This is a genomic window from Mesorhizobium sp. M1142, from assembly GCF_040318565.1.
In the GTDB taxonomy this organism is placed as follows: domain Bacteria; phylum Pseudomonadota; class Alphaproteobacteria; order Rhizobiales; family Rhizobiaceae; genus Mesorhizobium.
Genome location: NZ_JAMYMK010000001.1, coordinates 604,943 through 620,607 on the forward strand (window position 1 = coordinate 604,943; position 15,665 = coordinate 620,607).

Below are 15,665 nucleotides of genomic sequence, written 5' to 3' on the forward strand. Positions count from 1 at the left end.
GTCCGTCGCAAAGGTCACAAGCAAAAGCCCCGCCTGATCGTTCCGGCGGGGCTCTCTTGTTTCGTTTATAACCCGCGCGAAGCGCGGTGTTGGCTTAGCTGCCCTGCTTCTTCAGCGCGGCGCCAAGGATGTCGCCCAGCGAAGCGCCGGAGTCGGTCGAACCGTATTGGGCGACCGCTTCCTTCTCTTCGGCGATTTCCAGCGCCTTGATGGAGACCTGCAGTTTGCGGGTCTTCTTGTCGAAGGCGATGACGCGGGCGTCGACCTTCTGGCCGACGGTGAAGCGCTCGGGGCGCTGCTCGTCGCGGTCACGGCTGAGGTCGGAGCGCTTGATGAAGGTCTCGATGCCGCTGTCGACCAGCCGCACTTCCAGACCGCCATCCTTCACGCCGATAACCTCGCAGGTGACGACTGCGTTCTTGCGCAGTTCGCCCGACGTCGCGGCTTCGCCGACCGTGTCCTTGGCCAACTGCTTGATGCCGAGCGAGATGCGCTCCTTGTCGATGTCGACGTCGAGCACCTGCGCCTTGACCATGTCGCCGCGATTGTACTCCTCGATCACCTGCTCGCCCGGACGGGTCCAGTCGAGGTCGGAAAGGTGGACCATACCGTCGACGTCGCCTTCGAGGCCGATAAACAGGCCGAACTCCGTCTTGTTCTTGACCTCGCCCTCAACCTGGCTGCCGACCGGGTGGCTGCGCGCGAAGGCCTCCCACGGGTTCTCCAGCGTCTGCTTGAGGCCGAGCGAGATACGGCGCTTGGCCGGATCGACTTCGAGCACCACAACGTCGACTTCCTGCGTTGTCGACAGGATCTTGCCGGGATGCACGTTCTTCTTGGTCCACGACATTTCCGAAACGTGGATGAGGCCTTCGATGCCCGGCTCCAGCTCGACGAATGCGCCGTAGTCGGTGATGTTGGTAACGGTACCCTTGATCTTCTTGCCGATCGGGAACTTGGTGCCGATCTCGGACCACGGATCGCTCTCGAGCTGCTTCATGCCGAGCGAGATGCGGTGGGTTTCCTGGTTGATGCGGATGATCTGCACCTTGACCGTCTGGCCGATGTTGAGGATTTCGGTCGGATGGTTGACGCGGCGCCATGCCATGTCGGTGACGTGCAGCAGGCCGTCGATGCCGCCGAGGTCGACGAACGCACCATAGTCGGTGATGTTCTTGACGACGCCTTCGACCACCTGGCCTTCTTCGAGGTTCTGCACGATTTCCGAACGCTGTTCGGCGCGGCTTTCCTCGAGCACGGTGCGGCGCGACACCACGATGTTGCCGCGGCGGCGATCCATCTTGAGGATCTCGAAGGGCTGCGGGTTGTGCATCAGCGGCGAGACGTCGCGGATCGGGCGGATGTCGACCTGGCTGCGCGGCAGGAAGGCCACGGCGCCGTCGAGGTCGACGGTGAAGCCGCCCTTGACCTGGTTGAAGATGACGCCTTCGACGCGTTCGCCCTTGGTGAACTTCTCTTCGAGACGGACCCAGCTCTCTTCGCGGCGGGCCTTTTCACGCGACAGCATGGCTTCGCCAAGCGCGTTCTCGATACGCTCGACATAGACCTCGACCGTGTCGCCGACCTTGAGCGTCGTATCCTTGCCCTTGACGCCGAATTCCTTCAGCGGCACGCGGCCTTCGACCTTGAGGCCGACGTCGATGATGGCCATGTCCTTCTCAATGGCGGTGATGATGCCCTTGACGACCTGGCCTTCGCCGGAATGGCCGGCGGAAAATGATTCTTCGAGCAGGCTCGCGAAATCATCGCGAGTGGGGTTTGCAACTGACATAGTTTCTCCTGGAATGCCCCGCAATCTGTCGCAGGGCCGGCGCCGTGGGTTAGCGTTGCGTTGGCCTGCCAACGTTCCGGGCAAAAGCCCTGGCCGCCTTTGAGCGGCAATTCCGGCGCATGAAGAATGCTGGCAGGCTGGTTCACGCCCGATATGGGAATTCTTTTTGTCGCCGGCAATCGGCGGCGGCAGGAAAACCCAGGCTCAGGCTTTGTTTCTCTTGGCCAGGACGTCGTCGATGATCGCCCGTGCTGCCAGAAACGCGGCTTCTATAGCCATTTCCGACGTGTCGAGCAAGTGCGCGTCGACGGCCGGCTTCAAGGGCGAGTCCACGCGGCCCATGTCGCGCTCGTCGCGGCGCACGATATCGGCAAGGATTTCGTCAAAATTGGCAGTGCCGCCGATGCTCTCGATTTCATCCAGCCGCCGCTTTGCCCGCACCTCGGCACTGGCCGTGACATAGAGTTTTACGTCGGCATCGGGACAGACGACGGTGCCGATGTCGCGGCCGTCGAGCACCGCGCCAGGCGGTGTTCTTGCGAAGTCACGCTGTTTCTCTACCAGGATGCGCCGCACCGACGGGATCACTGCCACTTTCGAAGCCGCCTCGCCAACGGCGTGTGCCGAAAGCACTGCGCGGTCGAGCTTTGCCGGATCGACCTGCCGGGCCGCGGTTTCAGCGGCCGAAACATTGTCGAGCGGCAGGCCGAGCCGGAGCAGCGCATGCGCCACCGCGCGATAGGTAAGGCCGGTGTCGAGCAGGTTCAGCCGATAGTGATCGGCCAGCCTGCGGGCGAGCGTGCCCTTGCCGGCGCCGGCGGGGCCGTCGATGGCGATGGTAAAAGGGATGCTCATTGGCAGTGGACCAGCCCTCGCGCCTTCGTCATCCCAGGGCGGAGCAGGAGCGAAGCTCCGTCGCGGAGACCCTGGGATCCATGCCGTGACATGTACCGAGGGATGCGGCGGGCCAGAATTCTGAACCGTTGCGATGCTCTGACGTCACGGCATGGATCCTGGGGTCTTCGCCGCGTCGCTTCGCTCCTTGCTTCGCCCCAGGATGACGAAGGGAAGGATGTTGGCGCCCAATCTCCAAGGTTTACGATTGCCATCAACTGTCACTCGATCTCCGCCCCCAGCCCCTTCATCAGCCCCATGAATTCCGGAAAGCTCGTAGCAATCATCGCCTGGTCGTCGATGGTCACAGGTTTTTCCGTCGCCAACCCCATCACCAGAAAACTCATGGCGATGCGGTGGTCGAGGTGGGTCTGGACGATGGTGCCTTGTCCATTTGGGTGCTGGCCCAATCCCTTGCCGCCCGGCTTTCCACGCACGACAAGCGAGGCCTCGCCCTCGGTGCAGTCGACGCCGTTGAGCGTTAGCCCGTTGGCGACCGCCGACAGCCGGTCGGATTCCTTCACCCGAAGCTCTTCCAGCCCGAGCATCAGCGTTTCGCCCTCGGCGAAGCTGGCCGCCACGGCAAGCACCGGATACTCGTCGATCATGGTCGGCGCCCGTTCGGGCGGCACGGTGACGCCCTTCAACTCGGAATAGCGCACGCGCAGGTCGGCGACATCCTCGCCGCCTTCGTTGCGCGGGTCGATTATGTCGATGCGCGCGCCCATTTCCTGCAGCGTCAACAGAAGTCCGGTGCGGGTCGGGTTCATCAGCACGTTTTCGATTGTAATGTCCGAACCCGGCACGATCAGCGCCGCCACCAGTGGAAAGCCCGCCGAGGAGGGGTCGCCTGGCACCGCGATGGTCTGCCCGGTGAGCTTGCCCTGGCCTTCGATGAAAATGTGGCGCACGCCGCGCTCGTCGGTCTCGACCGACAGATTGGCGCCGAATCCCTTGAGCATCTTTTCTGTGTGATCGCGCGTCATCACCGGCTCGATGACGGTGGTGATGCCCGGCGTGTTCAGCCCAGCCAGCAGCACCGCCGACTTGACTTGTGCCGATGCCATCGGCACGCGGTAGGTGATCGGCGCGGCGTGCTTAGGCCCGTGCAGCGTGATCGGCATGCGGTCGCCAGGCGTCGCCTTCAGCACCTGCACGCCCATCTGGCGCAGCGGCTCGAGCACGCGGCCCATCGGCCGGCCGGACAGCGAGGCGTCGCCGATGAAGGTGGTCTCCATGTCATAGGTGCCGACCAGGCCCATAGTGAGGCGGGAGCCCGTGCCGGCATTGCCGAAATCGAGTGGGCCTTCCGGCTGCAGCAGCGCGCCATTGCCGGTGCCGCGGATCACCCACTCAGTGCCATGCTTCTCGATATGAGCGCCCATCGCCTTCATGGCGGCGCCCGTACGCATTACGTCCTCGCCTTCCAGCAGCCCGGTGATGCGGGTTTCGCCAGAGGCCAGGCCACCGAACATGAACGAGCGGTGCGAGATCGACTTGTCGCCCGGCACCCGTGCCGCACCTGAAAGGCCAGATGATTTGCGGGCGGTGGCCTGTTTCGGGGCAGCAGCGTGCGACATGGTTCTTTCCTGGAAACGCCGGCGCCCGGCTATTTTCTTCTGGTTTGCGCGGTCTCCTATCATGGCGGACCGAAATGGTCATCCCCTTGGTACGAAGGCCTTCGAATTCACGCTTTTTGGGACGCCGGCTTTTCGCTTTGACAGCGCCGTAAACTCTGGTTAAGGGGACCAAACTTTCATCGACGAGGCTTGCTGTGGCAAAACCCGAACTTGGCACCAAACGCATCGACCCGGAGACGGGTCGAAAATTCTATGACTTGAACAAGGACCCGATCGTCTCGCCTTATACGGGCAAGAGCTATCCGCGATCCTATTTCGAAGAAGGCAAGATCGCCGCCCTCGAGGAAGAAGAGGAAGTTGCCGAAAAGGAAGTGGACGCCGAGGAGGAAGAGGGCGTCGAGGTCGTCTCGCTCGAAGAGGCGGACGAGGACGCGAAGGCCGACGAGCTTCCCGATCTCGCCGATGACGAGGACGACGTCGACCTTGGCGATGATGAGGATGACACATTCCTCGCCGACGAAGAGGAAGAAGACGACGACGTTGCCGACATGATCGGCGTCGGCGACGACGACGACGAAGTCTGAGCGAACCGCATTCGCCGGCTTTCGCCGCGCCGCCTAGAAAAAGCGGTCGTTGAAGGCTTGATATTGACTGAAGGCGGGGTTAGAAGCCGCCTGCACTAATGGCGCGGCCTAGAACCCGCGCCGGATCTCTTCGCCGGAAACGGCGCCGGCGAACTGCCGGAGTGGGGCCATAGCTCAGTTGGGAGAGCGCTTGAATGGCATTCAAGAGGTCGTCGGTTCGATTCCGATTGGCTCCACCAGTTCTCTCCGCGAAAATCAGCAGAACGGCCGCCGGTCCCGGGCTGGCCGCCATCTGTCGCCGACCTAGCTGAGACAAAATGTATGGCTAGCCGACCTCGGCTCGCCGTCCATCTAAAATGGTGAGCCCGTGCCCGGTCTGGACCAGGCAGCGGGCTGAAACGACCGCTGAGCAAAACTCCGTTACTTGTTGCAGTTCTGCATATCCGACGTCATGGCGCCGCTTGGGGTGTTGTTGTCGGTGTCGTTGCCTGCCGTATCCTTGCAGCGGTCCCCCATACCGTTTGTCTGCGGCGTGGTGGCGTTCGTTGCATTCGGATCGATCTGGTTCGGCGTAGTGGTACTGGTCCCGTTGTTGCCGCTGTTGCCGGCGGTGCCCGTGTCGACGCCGGTATTGCCGTTCATACCAGTTCCGCCAGTTCCCGAACCGGTTGATTGTGCCATGGCAGATGTGGCCAGGCCGATAGCAAGTAGGGATGCAGAGAGAATTTTCATCATCTTAGTGTCTCCATCGAGTTGCATCGCTGGATCGCGATCTAACCCAACGAGAGTTTTTCCAGGATGTTCCGTTCGACAGAAATAGTGATCGATACAGTCATTATGAGAGCTTTGTTGTTCGTCGTTTCGCGAATGGCACCACGACAGCGGTAAAAGGCGAGCCGCAAGCCGGTGTGTTGCCGGACGCCAGCACCAGCGGCTCGTCGGGCAGGCCATGGACGATCAGCTCCGGGGTCGAGAGCGGGGATGCAGCATGCCGAGGTAGATCTCGCTGGCGGCGAGTGCTCTTTCCAGCAATGGCGAATTCATCCCGATGAGATCCAACTCGACCTCCGGATAACGGCTGCGAAACATCCGCACCGCCTCCTTATCGAATCGAAACGGCCCGTTTCATTCCAATCCTCTGCGATCCCCTGATCGTGAGCAGCATCCAGCCTGTGCGCAACACGGAGCGTCGGCCATGGCGCGCTCGACGGGCTGTGATGCGGTTGATAAGCCCTCTCCTTAAGGAGAGTCGAAGACATGACGGTTGCGATCGAGATGGGCCACACGAGCGCAGGCGCCCCGGCGGCGCTGGATCTTGAAGAACTGCTGGCGACGCGCCTTTTGGTGCAGGGCAATTCGGGCTCCGGCAAGTCCCACCTGCTGCGCCGGCTCTTGGAGCAGAGTGCGCCCTGGGTGCAGCAGACGATCATCGATCCCGAAGGCGACTTCGTGACACTGGGCGACCGTTTTGGCCATCTGGTGATCGACGCCGAGGAGCATACCGAGCGCGGCCTGCAGAGCGCCGGCGAGCGGGCGCGCATCCACCGCGTCTCCACGGTGCTTAATCTCGAGGGGCTCGACGCCGAGAACCAGATGCGGCGCGCCGCCGCCTTCCTCGGCGGACTTTTCGAGGTCGCCCGCGACCACTGGTATCCGATGCTGGTGGTGGTGGACGAGGCGCAGCTGTTCGCGCCGGCGGTTGCCGGCGAGGTTTCGGACGAGGCGCGCAAGCTCTCTCTCGGCGCCATGACCAATCTGATGTGCCGTGGCCGCAAACGCGGGCTGGCCGGGATCATCGCCACCCAGCGGCTGGCCAAGCTTGCCAAGAACGTCGCCGCCGAGGCTTCCAATTTTCTCATGGGCCGGACCTTTCTCGATATCGACATGGCGCGCGCCGCCGACCTGCTCGGCATGGAGCGGCGCCAGGCGGAAGCCTTTCGCGACCTCGAGCGCGGGCAGTTCATGGCGCTCGGCCCGGCGCTGTCGCGCCGCCCGCTCGGCTTGCGCATCGGCCCGACCGATACAAGTCCGCGCAACGCGACGCCGCGCCTGATGCCGCTGCCGGAATCGGGACTGGAGGACGCGCGCGCGATCATCCTGGCGGCCCCGCCGCCCGAAACCGTCCGGCCGCAGCGCCGGTCGTCGCCGGACCTGCTCGATCAGCTGATGGCGGCAAAATCGGCGGCGCTGGAAATCCGCCCCGAAGCGGTGGAGCCGCCGATCAGCGCCGAGGACTTGGCGGAGCGGCGCGAGCGTGTCGACCGGGTGCTGCGCGCTGTGCTGGCGCAACCCGACGCGGGCTTCCGTGTCATCGGCGTGCTCTATCAGGAGTTCGTGGTCCGCTGCCGCATAGAGGGCCTCGCCTCGGTCGTGCCGGACCTGCCCGCGTTCCGCCGCATGCTGACGCGCGCCCGCGCCGGCCTGGGCTCCGACATGGCCGACGATGACGCCTGGCAAGATGTCTCGGCGCGCGCCTCGCTGCTGCCCGAGGATATGCAGGGCGTGTTCATGATGATCGCCCGCGCGGCCAAGGAGGGGTGGCCCTGCCCGAGCGACGCGGCGATCGCCCGCGCCTATGGCTCGCACTCGCTGCGCCGCGCCCGGCGCCTGCTGACCTATATCGAGGAGCAGGGGCTGATCGTCTGCCAGCTGGATGGGGTTGGCCGGCGGACGGTGACGCTGGTCGAACTGGCCTGGGCGACGGCGCCGGGCGATCCGAATGCCGAGGAGGCGGAGCAGGGGAGGGTGGTGGGATGATGGGGAGGGCGATTTGGGCGAAAGCTGGCGTCGCTCAACAGCAGCAAAGCCAAAAGCGGTCATCGCCGAAGCATTACTCAGACGTCGCGTTTGGGCGGAAAGTGGACCGGCGGCTTCTTGGTGCGAGATGTGAGTGAGCCGGCGGTCTGCACGGCAAAGGATTTGTCCTGATCTGGACCCAACGCAGTCAATTAGTGCTGCCAATATCTGGCGGTGGATTTTTTCTTTGCTCACGATGAGCGACGAATGTTCGGTAGGGCAGAGGAGGTGGGGAGGTAACGCAACGTCCCGTTAGCACGGCCGCCCGCTAGACTAACTCGCTGCCATCAGGACGGTACTCTCCGGCGACCACCGCAGCACCACTTCCTGGCCCTCCGCCAGCTTGTCAGCACTGGTGTTCTGCACGATGACTTTCAGTATCTGTCCGCCACGTTCGACGAAGTAGGTGCTGCTATTGCCGGCAAAGATGCGTTTCGACACTTCCCCCCGCAGCACGTTCGCATTGGCCGTATCCGGAGCCGCAGCATCGGTGAAGATGCGGATCCGTTCGGGCCGTACGGCGCAACTGGCCTTTGCACCAGGGGCAAGGTTGGCGCCAGATCCAGCGAAAATCGCCGTGCCGTCCGGCAGCCGGATGCCGTTGCCTGTGCTCTCGCCACGAAAAATGTTGGCATCGCCGAGGAAGGTGGCGGCGAACTCGCTCTTCGGCCGATTGTAGATCTCCTCGGGCGGGCCTTCCTGCACCAGCTTGCCGTCTCGCAGAATGCCGACGCGGTCGCTCATCGTCAGCGCTTCTTCCTGGTCGTGGGTGACGAAGATTGTGGTAATGCCGATCTCGCGTTGGATGCGCTTGAGCTCGAGCTGCATTCCGACGCGCAGCGCTTTGTCGAGAGCGCCGAGCGGCTCGTCGAGCAGAAGTACACGCGGCTTGGTGATGATGGCGCGAGCGAGCGCCACCCGTTGGCGCTGGCCGCCGGAGAGCTGGTGTGGCCGGCGACCACCGAGCTTGCCGAGTTGCACGAGGTCGAGCGCCCCCTGCACCTCGGCAGCAATCACTGCCTTGAGCTCGCCGCGCACGGACAAGCCGAAGGCGACATTGTCGGCGACGCTCATATTGGGAAACAGCGCGTAGTTCTGGAACACCATGCCGATGCGCCGTTTTTCGACCGGCACCCGCTCGACGCTCTCGCCTCCGATCGCAATGCGGCCAGAGTCGGGAAAGTCGAAGCCGGCGATCTGGCGCAGCAGCGTGGTCTTGCCGCTGCCGGAGGGACCGAGCAGGGCGTAGAAGCCGCCGTCGGCAAAATCGATGGAGACATCGTCCAGCGCCTTGTGCGCGCCAAAACTGCGCGACACATTCGATACCTGCACGCCCGCCATTATTTCTCTCCGCGAATTTGAAGAAACGCGCCGTGAGCAGCATCAATGCCATCGACACGACAATGATGATCGTCGAGACCGCATTGATCTCAGGTGTGAATCCCTTACGGATCGCGGCGTAGATTTCGACCGGCAGCGTCGTTTGGCCGGGCGTCGACAGAAAGTAGGATACGACGAACTGGTCGAAGGACACGGCGAAAGCGAACAGCCCTCCGGCAATGACACCCGGCATGATCCAGGGCAGCGTGACGCGGTTCGTCACCTGCCATTGATTGGCGCCGAGCGAGCGCGCCGCCTCTTCCAACTCGGGCGCGAAGGTCTGCAGCCGGGCCGATACGACGACGATGACATAGGGCAGTGCAAGCGCGACGTGGCCGAGCAGGATGGCGAACAGACCGCGCCCGATGCCGACGCCGAAGAAGAAGATCAGCATCGCCGTGCCGGTAATCAGCCACGGAATGGCGATTGGCGGAAACAGCAGCGCCTGCAGGAATTTTTTGCCGCGAAATTCATAGCGGTAGAGCGCCAGTGACGCCGCGGAGCCAAGCACCACGCAAATGATGGTGGTGATGACCGCGATCTCGAGGCTGTTCCAGGTGGCTGAGATGAGCTGGTCGTTCTGCCACAGCGAGGCATACCATTCCGTCGTCCATTCGAACGGCAGCTGATAGAAGGGCGAAACGTTGAAAGACATCAGCGCCATGATGATGATGGGCACATAGAGGAAGGCGAGCAATAGCCAGATGTAGAGGCGGCCGAGCCATTCGAGGACCCGTGTCGTCGCCATCACATAGCCCTCCTCAGCACCGGCGAGGCAACCGCCAGGATGACCAGCACGACGGCCAGCAGGATAAAGGAGAGCGCAGCACCCAGCGGCCAATTGAACACGGCGACGAACTGGTCCTCGATGACAGTGCCGTAAAAGGTGCCGGTACGGCCGCCAAGTATGCGCGGCTCCATGAACGAGCCAACGACCGGGACGAAGATGAGGGCCGCGCCAGCCACCAGCCCCGGCATCGACAGCGGAATGATGACCCGCTTCAGCATCTGCAGCCGCGATGCGCCGAGCGAGCGCCCGGCCTCGATCAGCGAGTCGTCGATGGCCTGTAGGGTCAGGTAGCAGGTCAGCACCATGTAAGGAACGTAGGAGTGCACTAGCCCGATGATGACAGCCGGATAGGAATACATCAGGTCGATATTGATCTTGAACGGCAGCACGGCGTTGAGCGCGGTATCGAGAATGCCCCCTTCGCGCAGCACCATCGCCCAGGAGAAGATGCGCACAAGCCCATTTGACCAGAACGGCAGGATGACGAGCAGGAAAATCGCTTCGCGGCTACGGCCTTTCAGCACCTTGGCTAGCACATAAGCGGCGGGATAACCGACGATGATGCACCACAGCGTCACTTCGAGGCCGAGGCGCAGCGAGGCGAGCAGAAGCGTCAGATAGAGGCTTTGCGAGAAGAAGGCGGTATAGTTTTCGAGCGTGAACGCCCACGGCTTGCCCGACAACGGCAGCTCGGTCGTGAGAGAGAAGAAGACCATGGCTGAGAGCGGCAAGAAGATCGCAACCGTCAGCCAGAGATAGGCAGGCGCCAGTAGCGGCAAGGCCGATCTCAGCCCGCTGCGCGACGCGGCTGCAACCTGTGCTGCCATGACATCCTCCCAGGGAAGGATCAGCCGACATATATGATCGGCTGATCCCGCTTTCTGCTGTTACTTCACGTTGACCTTGAGCTGCTGCCAGAGCGACAGATAGGCTTCGCGCTGGGCGTCTGTGATCGGCGCCTGGAACTGAATGCGCTTGGCAACTGCCGGGTCACCCATCACCTTGCGGTTGAACGCATCCTCGGGAAGTGCTTCCACGGCCTTGGTATTGGCAGATACCGGGGCTCCGACCTTGGTGACCCATTCGACATAGAACTTCGGGTCGACCATGTAGTTGATGAAGGCCTCGGCGCCGGCGACATTCTTGGAACCGACGGGAATGGAGAAGGCGTCGAGCCAGGCGACAGCGCCCTCCCGCGGGATCACGAGCGAGACTGGCAGCTTGAAATGGGTCTTGGCGCGGTCGGCCGAGCCGCTCCAATAGGTGCCGATGTCGATCTGGTTAGAGGCAACCATCTGGTTCCAGTCGTTCTCCGAGCTCCAGAACGTCTTGATCTGCGGCATCAGCGAGGTGAGTTTCGCCTTGACCGCCTCCATGTCCTTGACATCGTTGATGTTCTGGCCGGTGGCAATGGCGCCGAACTGCACCGCCTCGACGGCATCGTCACGGATGGTGACGCGGCCCTTGTGGGCGGGATCCCACATTTCAGCGATGCTCGTTGGCGGCTTGTCGAAGGACTTGTCGTTGATGGCGAGCGCCGTCAGTCCCCAGACCCACGGTACCCCATAGACCTTGCCGTTATGGACAAGCATCGGCGAACTCGCCTTGTCCTTGCTGATGTCGGCATAGTTCGGCAGCTTGGATGTGTCGATCGGCTGGATCAGCTTTTCCGCCATTGCCTGGTCGTTGAAGGCGGCGTTGATCATAACGACGTCGTAGAGGCCGGGATTGGTCCTGAGCTTGGTCAGCATTTCCTGTTCGGAATTGAAGAAGTCGTTGACGACCTTGTTGCCGGTCGCCTTCTCGAAGGCCTCGATGGCCCACGGCTCGTCGGCGCCGTAGCCCTTCCAGTTGAGTACGTGCACCTCGTCGGCCTTGGCGGCAAATGCGAGTGCGGAGGTGAAGACGGCGGCCGCCGTCACTAGGGCGGTAAAGTCGGGTATGCGCATGTTCGTTCCTCTCTGTGTTTGCCCGCTTCCCGGGCTTTGTCAGGCTGTCGGGCGTTTGGCCTCTTGCTTCCGGCCATGGAGGCCCATCTGGGGACCGCCGGCATGGCTTAGGAATGTCTGGATCTCGTAGTCGGTCGGCGCTGATGAACCACCGTGGCGGGTGACGGAAATGGCCGCCGCCGCATTGGCGTAGTGCGCTGCCGCAAAAGGCGGCATGCCGCGCGCCAGCGCACTGATGAAAGCGCCGATATGGGTGTCGCCGGCGCCATTGGTGTCGAGGGCGGCGACCTCGAAGCCGGCAATCGTTTGCGCCGAGCCGCCGGCCAGCCGCACATGGCAGCCTTTCGCGCCAGCACGAATGACGACGCCAACGGCCTTAGGGGAGTGGTCGCTTAGCAGCCGTGACGCTAGTGTCTCGACGGCGCCCGGACCGGCAATCGCGGCCGCTTCCGTCGTGTTGCAGCTCAACCAGGTAGTACGGGCGAGTATCCGCGACAGGATAGGGTGGGGAATGTCGGTGATGACAGGTGTCGGGTCGAGGACAAGCGGTGTGTCGGCCGGAAGCGCCTCGATCCAGTCGGTGAGCGCGTCGCGGCTCTTGGGATAGCTCAGCGTATAGCCTGACGTGAACACCCAGTCGTCTGCAGCGACCACCACGGGCGCCAGCATGTCGACGCTGAGCACGCTTTCAGCACCCGGCCAAGACACGAAAGTGCGTTCGGCATCGCTCGAGATCATGACTACGCAATTGCCGCTGTCCATCATGGGCGAGGGCGGGGTTACAGTATCGATACCCTCGGCGTTGAAGGCGTTGCGCAGGAAGTCGCCATTGGGTCCGCTGCCGAGCTGGCCGCCGAACAGCACCTCCATGCCGGTGCGGCTGGCTGCGACCATCATGTTGAAGCCGCCGCCGGCGACTCGCGCGTAGCTCGACGCGGTCTTCTCTGTGCCCGGTGCCGGTAAGGCATCGACACGGTAGACATAGTCGACCACCGCGCTGCCGACATGGACGAGACGCCCGCTCATGCCGTCGCATCCTTGCCGCCACTGGTCTTGTCCACAAGGCCCTTTGATATCCGCGCCTTCACAAGGTCGGCGGCGAGCGCGCTAACCCCCGTCATGTCGATGCCCTTGAGGTTTGCAATGCGGTTCTGAGGCAATCGGGAAAAGCCGGTACAGGCACCGGCCATGGCGGCTGCGATGGCGCCGATCGTGTCGGTGTCGCCACCGAGATTGGCGCTGATGACTGCCGCTTGCCAGGGATCCCCACCGGCGACCTCCAGCACTGCGAATGCGGCCGGAACGGACTCCTGGCTGGCGACGCCGGTGCCGACCAGATCGATGATCAGCCGAATCGCGTCCTTCGTCGCCTTGCCGCGCACAAGCTCCTGCGCCCAAGCAATGCGCGCAGCAATGTCACCGCCGGTCGCCCAATGGCCGAGCGTCGCCCCTCGTCTCGCTGCCGTGATGGCGTTGTCGGAAGCGGCACGCCAGTCACCGCCAGCGACGCCGCGGCTGATGGCGGCAGCGACCGCTGCGGCCGAAGCGATTGCGATCGACGTGTTGTGCGTCGCCATGCAGGTTTCGGCCACTTTGGCGACCAGCGCGTCAAGCGGCTCCAGCGGCATCATGATACCTACTGGCGCGATGCGCATCGCCGCACCATTTGTGTCGCCACTGCGCCCGGCTTCCTCGGCAGGCATACCATTGTTGATGGCGTCGATGGCGCGTTTGGTTGATGGTCCCAGCAGATCGTAGCTGCCGCGCGCCTTGACATCGCGTTCCCAGTCGAGCAGCGCGTTGACCCACCGCGCATGGTCGAACCGGTTACCGGATTCGACCAAGATACGGCCAAGCAGAAGCGCCTGTTCGGTGTCGTCGGTGATCGTTCCGGCCGGGAGCCCCTTCGACACCGGATGGTCGGCGAAAGGAGTAATGAAGCCTTCGACATGGCCGTAGAGTTCGGCAATCCGCGCCGGCGACAAAAGCTGCGTCGGCATGCCCAGCGCATCTCCCAGTGCGCCGCCGACAAGCGCTCCCAGGGCCCGATCGGTCATGCTCCCGGCGTCGTCCGGCATCACTCAGAACCTCATATGCAGCGCAAAATGCGCCGGGTTGAGCAGGCTGGTCACATATTCGATCGGCCGGTCATCGGCGGCGCGGGTCAGCCGACGACCGCGCAGGAATGGCGTGCCTTGCGGGCAGCCGAGGATTGCAGCGTCCTCAGGGTTGAGCATTTCGATCCCGACCCATTCCTCGCCATGGTCGGGAATGAGGCCGGCGCCGCGAAGCGTCTGGTGCAGGGAGCCTTCGCGCAGGCCGCGCAACGGCACGTCCTCCAGTTCGGGCGACAATGGCAGTCGGCTGCGCTCGATGGAAATAGCGTGGCCGTCGCTGGCATTGGTGCGCACCCGGTCGACAGCGATGAAAAACGGGTTTTCTATACCAAGTAGCGCGGCAAGATCAGGATCCTCGATCACCTCAAGCCGCAGGGTGCGCGTCTCGGCATTGGCGCCGGCGTTGGCGAGCGCCCGCGACCAACCGATTGAGTCATCGACGGGGTTGCCATCGAAGGTGACGAAAGAGCCGATGCCGACCTTGGTGGTGATCAGTCCGCGGCTTGACAGTTCCTCAAGGCCCTTGCGAACGGTGTTACGGCTGACGGAGAAACGCTGGACGAGCTCGTTCTCGCTTTGCAACCGGTCGCCGAAGCCCAGAACACCGGAGCGGATTTCATGTTCGAGAACGGTGGCAATCTGTTCTGGCTTGCCCGTGCCGGGAGACAGTTGAACCGAACGCCGCTTCATTTGGATACCTGTTCAGTGAACCTGTATGATCATGTTCATTATCCTCACGCGGTGGTCTTGTCAACGACGACTGATATCTGGCCTGCAGCCGTGAAGGACGCTTTCAAATCCCATGACTATCTGACCGCACAGCGTTTCGGGTGAGGATCAGCGCCCCGATGATGGTGGAGCCGCCGCGGCCGCCGGAGATCGAGGTTCCGCCGCCGACGGCCGCGGGCACCGAAGGCAGCACCAGCGGTTCGGCGAGCGACAGCGACGGCGCCTTGATCAGGCCGATATAGAGCAGTGCGAGCCCGCTCGAGATGATGTAGGGCACGGTGATCGCCTGCCAGGCGCAGACGCCGGACAGGCGTGTTGCCCGTTCGTTGTCGCCGACCGCCGCCCGCGTCGCGCCGGCCGTCGCGTCCAGTGCATCAGGCGGCGCGTCGGCTTTGTTTCCGTGAATCTCGCTATACCGCATTGCACAATCGCCTCGCCTGCGCAAAATGCGGCATGATCCGCAAATCCCTCACTGTCCTGGTGATCGATGAAAACCACATCCGCGCTTCCATAATCGAAGCGGGATTGCGGGAGGCCGGGCATCAGCAGGTCACGGTCATCCACGACGTCGCCGGCATAGCGCGGCGGATCGCCGAGATCGAACCCGACGTCATCGTCATCGATCTCGAAAATCCCAACCGTGACATGCTCGAAAACATGTTCCAGCTTTCGCGCGTGGTGAAGCGGCCGATCGCCATGTTCGTTGACCGCTCGGACCAGGCGTCGATCGAGGCAGCGGTGGAAGCCGGGGTGTCGGCCTATGTCGTCGACGGCCTGCGCCAGGAGCGGGTCAAGCCGATCCTCGACATGGCGATCAGCCGCTTCAACGCCTTCTCGCGCATGGCGCGCGAACTGGAAGAGGCCCGCAGCGAGTTGGAGAGCCGCAAGGTGATCGATCGCGCCAAGGGCATCCTGATGAAGTCGCGCGGCCTGTCGGAGGACGCGGCCTACACGCTGCTGCGCAAGACAGCCATGAACCAGAACCGCAAGATCGCCGAAATCGCGCAGAGCCTGGTGACGGCGGCAGGGCTTCTGGATCCCGAGGAGAGTTGAG

The 15,665-nt window shown here is 63.1% G+C and carries 13 protein-coding genes, 1 tRNA gene and 2 pseudogenes; 4 read left to right on the plus strand and 12 right to left on the minus strand.

What is annotated here, in order from left to right; all coding sequences use genetic code 11:
• Positions 1-94: 94 nt before the first annotated feature.
• From rpsA to aroA, 3 genes are all read right to left on the minus strand, one after another.
• On the minus strand, positions 95-1,792 hold the full coding sequence (gene rpsA / locus NKH42_RS02950) for a 30S ribosomal protein S1 (protein WP_023676278.1): 1,698 nt from the start codon (positions 1,790-1,792) through the stop codon (positions 95-97).
• 204 nt (positions 1,793-1,996) lie between these two features.
• On the minus strand, positions 1,997-2,647 hold the full coding sequence (gene cmk, locus NKH42_RS02955) for a (d)CMP kinase (protein ID WP_352509790.1): 651 nt from the start codon (positions 2,645-2,647) through the stop codon (positions 1,997-1,999).
• A 260-nt stretch (positions 2,648-2,907) separates the two neighbouring features.
• On the minus strand, positions 2,908-4,266 hold the full coding sequence (gene aroA, locus NKH42_RS02960) for a 3-phosphoshikimate 1-carboxyvinyltransferase (RefSeq protein ID WP_352509789.1): 1,359 nt from the start codon (positions 4,264-4,266) through the stop codon (positions 2,908-2,910).
• A 194-nt stretch (positions 4,267-4,460) separates the two neighbouring features.
• On the opposite strand from aroA, the gene NKH42_RS02965 reads away from it, so the two are divergent.
• Together NKH42_RS02965 and NKH42_RS02970 are read left to right on the plus strand one after the other, a co-directional pair.
• Positions 4,461-4,850 carry a TIGR02300 family protein gene (locus tag NKH42_RS02965; RefSeq protein ID WP_254816066.1) on the plus strand — a complete coding sequence of 130 codons (390 nt, stop codon included), beginning with the start codon at positions 4,461-4,463 and terminating at the stop codon, positions 4,848-4,850.
• 163 nt (positions 4,851-5,013) lie between these two features.
• Positions 5,014-5,089: transfer RNA gene (locus tag NKH42_RS02970), tRNA-Ala, on the plus strand.
• Between the two features lie 181 nt (positions 5,090-5,270).
• On the opposite strand, the gene NKH42_RS02975 is transcribed toward NKH42_RS02970, so the two are convergent.
• Positions 5,271-5,585 carry a hypothetical protein gene (locus NKH42_RS02975; protein ID WP_352509788.1) on the minus strand — a complete coding sequence of 105 codons (315 nt, stop codon included), beginning with the start codon at positions 5,583-5,585 and terminating at the stop codon, positions 5,271-5,273.
• Positions 5,586-6,107: 522 nt separating this feature from the next.
• Here NKH42_RS02975 and NKH42_RS02980 point away from each other — a divergent pair.
• Positions 6,108-7,607, plus strand: coding sequence for a helicase HerA domain-containing protein (locus tag NKH42_RS02980; protein ID WP_352691798.1), 1,500 nt, complete (start codon positions 6,108-6,110; stop codon positions 7,605-7,607).
• Between the two features lie 312 nt (positions 7,608-7,919).
• Here NKH42_RS02980 and NKH42_RS02985 read toward each other — a convergent pair whose 3' ends face one another.
• From NKH42_RS02985 to NKH42_RS03020, 8 genes and pseudogenes are all read right to left on the minus strand, one after another.
• Entirely contained in the window at positions 7,920-8,987 is a 1,068-nt protein-coding gene (locus NKH42_RS02985; protein WP_352973920.1) for an ABC transporter ATP-binding protein, read from the minus strand.
• A 13-nt stretch (positions 8,988-9,000) separates the two neighbouring features.
• A pseudogene (locus NKH42_RS02990) lies at positions 9,001-9,774 on the minus strand (ABC transporter permease); the annotation flags it as partial.
• Positions 9,774-10,643 (minus strand): ABC transporter permease, encoded by an 870-nt coding sequence (locus tag NKH42_RS02995; protein ID WP_352702522.1) that lies wholly within the window; start codon positions 10,641-10,643, stop codon positions 9,774-9,776. The pseudogene NKH42_RS02990 and the gene NKH42_RS02995, both read right to left, overlap by 1 nt.
• A gap of 60 nt (positions 10,644-10,703) precedes the next feature.
• Positions 10,704-11,765 (minus strand): ABC transporter substrate-binding protein, encoded by a 1,062-nt coding sequence (locus NKH42_RS03000; protein WP_352740919.1) that lies wholly within the window; start codon positions 11,763-11,765, stop codon positions 10,704-10,706.
• 39 nt (positions 11,766-11,804) lie between these two features.
• Positions 11,805-12,791 (minus strand): PfkB family carbohydrate kinase, encoded by a 987-nt coding sequence (locus NKH42_RS03005; protein ID WP_352740917.1) that lies wholly within the window; start codon positions 12,789-12,791, stop codon positions 11,805-11,807.
• Complete coding sequence (locus NKH42_RS03010) at positions 12,788-13,843, minus strand: ADP-ribosylglycohydrolase family protein (protein WP_352740926.1); 1,056 nt, start codon at positions 13,841-13,843, stop codon at positions 12,788-12,790. Before NKH42_RS03010 ends, NKH42_RS03005 begins: the two co-directional genes overlap by 4 nt.
• Before the next feature lie 3 nt (positions 13,844-13,846).
• On the minus strand, positions 13,847-14,572 hold the full coding sequence (locus NKH42_RS03015; protein ID WP_352740915.1) for a GntR family transcriptional regulator: 726 nt from the start codon (positions 14,570-14,572) through the stop codon (positions 13,847-13,849).
• A 139-nt stretch (positions 14,573-14,711) separates the two neighbouring features.
• Positions 14,712-14,951: pseudogene (locus NKH42_RS03020) on the minus strand (ABC transporter permease); the annotation flags it as partial.
• Positions 14,952-15,064: 113 nt separating this feature from the next.
• Between NKH42_RS03020 and NKH42_RS03025 the strand changes: the two are divergent.
• Positions 15,065-15,664 carry an ANTAR domain-containing response regulator gene (locus NKH42_RS03025; protein WP_023676288.1) on the plus strand — a complete coding sequence of 200 codons (600 nt, stop codon included), beginning with the start codon at positions 15,065-15,067 and terminating at the stop codon, positions 15,662-15,664.
• The last annotated feature ends 1 nt before the right edge of the window (position 15,665 follow it).

What these genes read in the sequence shown, in the direction of transcription:
- NKH42_RS03025 (WP_023676288.1), top strand. Translation starts at nt 15,065, where the DNA reads ATGATCCGCAAATCCCTCACTGTCCTGGTGATCGATGAAAACCACATC.
- NKH42_RS03015 (WP_352740915.1), bottom strand. Translation starts at nt 14,572, where the DNA reads ATGAAGCGGCGTTCGGTTCAACTGTCTCCCGGCACGGGCAAGCCAGAA.
- NKH42_RS02995 (WP_352702522.1), bottom strand. Translation starts at nt 10,643, where the DNA reads ATGGCAGCACAGGTTGCAGCCGCGTCGCGCAGCGGGCTGAGATCGGCC.
- NKH42_RS03000 (WP_352740919.1), bottom strand. Translation starts at nt 11,765, where the DNA reads ATGCGCATACCCGACTTTACCGCCCTAGTGACGGCGGCCGCCGTCTTC.
- NKH42_RS02985 (WP_352973920.1), bottom strand. Translation starts at nt 8,987, where the DNA reads ATGGCGGGCGTGCAGGTATCGAATGTGTCGCGCAGTTTTGGCGCGCAC.
- NKH42_RS03005 (WP_352740917.1), bottom strand. Translation starts at nt 12,791, where the DNA reads ATGAGCGGGCGTCTCGTCCATGTCGGCAGCGCGGTGGTCGACTATGTC.
- cmk (WP_352509790.1), bottom strand. Translation starts at nt 2,647, where the DNA reads ATGAGCATCCCTTTTACCATCGCCATCGACGGCCCCGCCGGCGCCGGC.
- NKH42_RS02980 (WP_352691798.1), top strand. Translation starts at nt 6,108, where the DNA reads ATGACGGTTGCGATCGAGATGGGCCACACGAGCGCAGGCGCCCCGGCG.
- rpsA (WP_023676278.1), bottom strand. Translation starts at nt 1,792, where the DNA reads ATGTCAGTTGCAAACCCCACTCGCGATGATTTCGCGAGCCTGCTCGAA.
- NKH42_RS02975 (WP_352509788.1), bottom strand. Translation starts at nt 5,585, where the DNA reads ATGATGAAAATTCTCTCTGCATCCCTACTTGCTATCGGCCTGGCCACA.
- NKH42_RS03010 (WP_352740926.1), bottom strand. Translation starts at nt 13,843, where the DNA reads ATGCCGGACGACGCCGGGAGCATGACCGATCGGGCCCTGGGAGCGCTT.
- aroA (WP_352509789.1), bottom strand. Translation starts at nt 4,266, where the DNA reads ATGTCGCACGCTGCTGCCCCGAAACAGGCCACCGCCCGCAAATCATCT.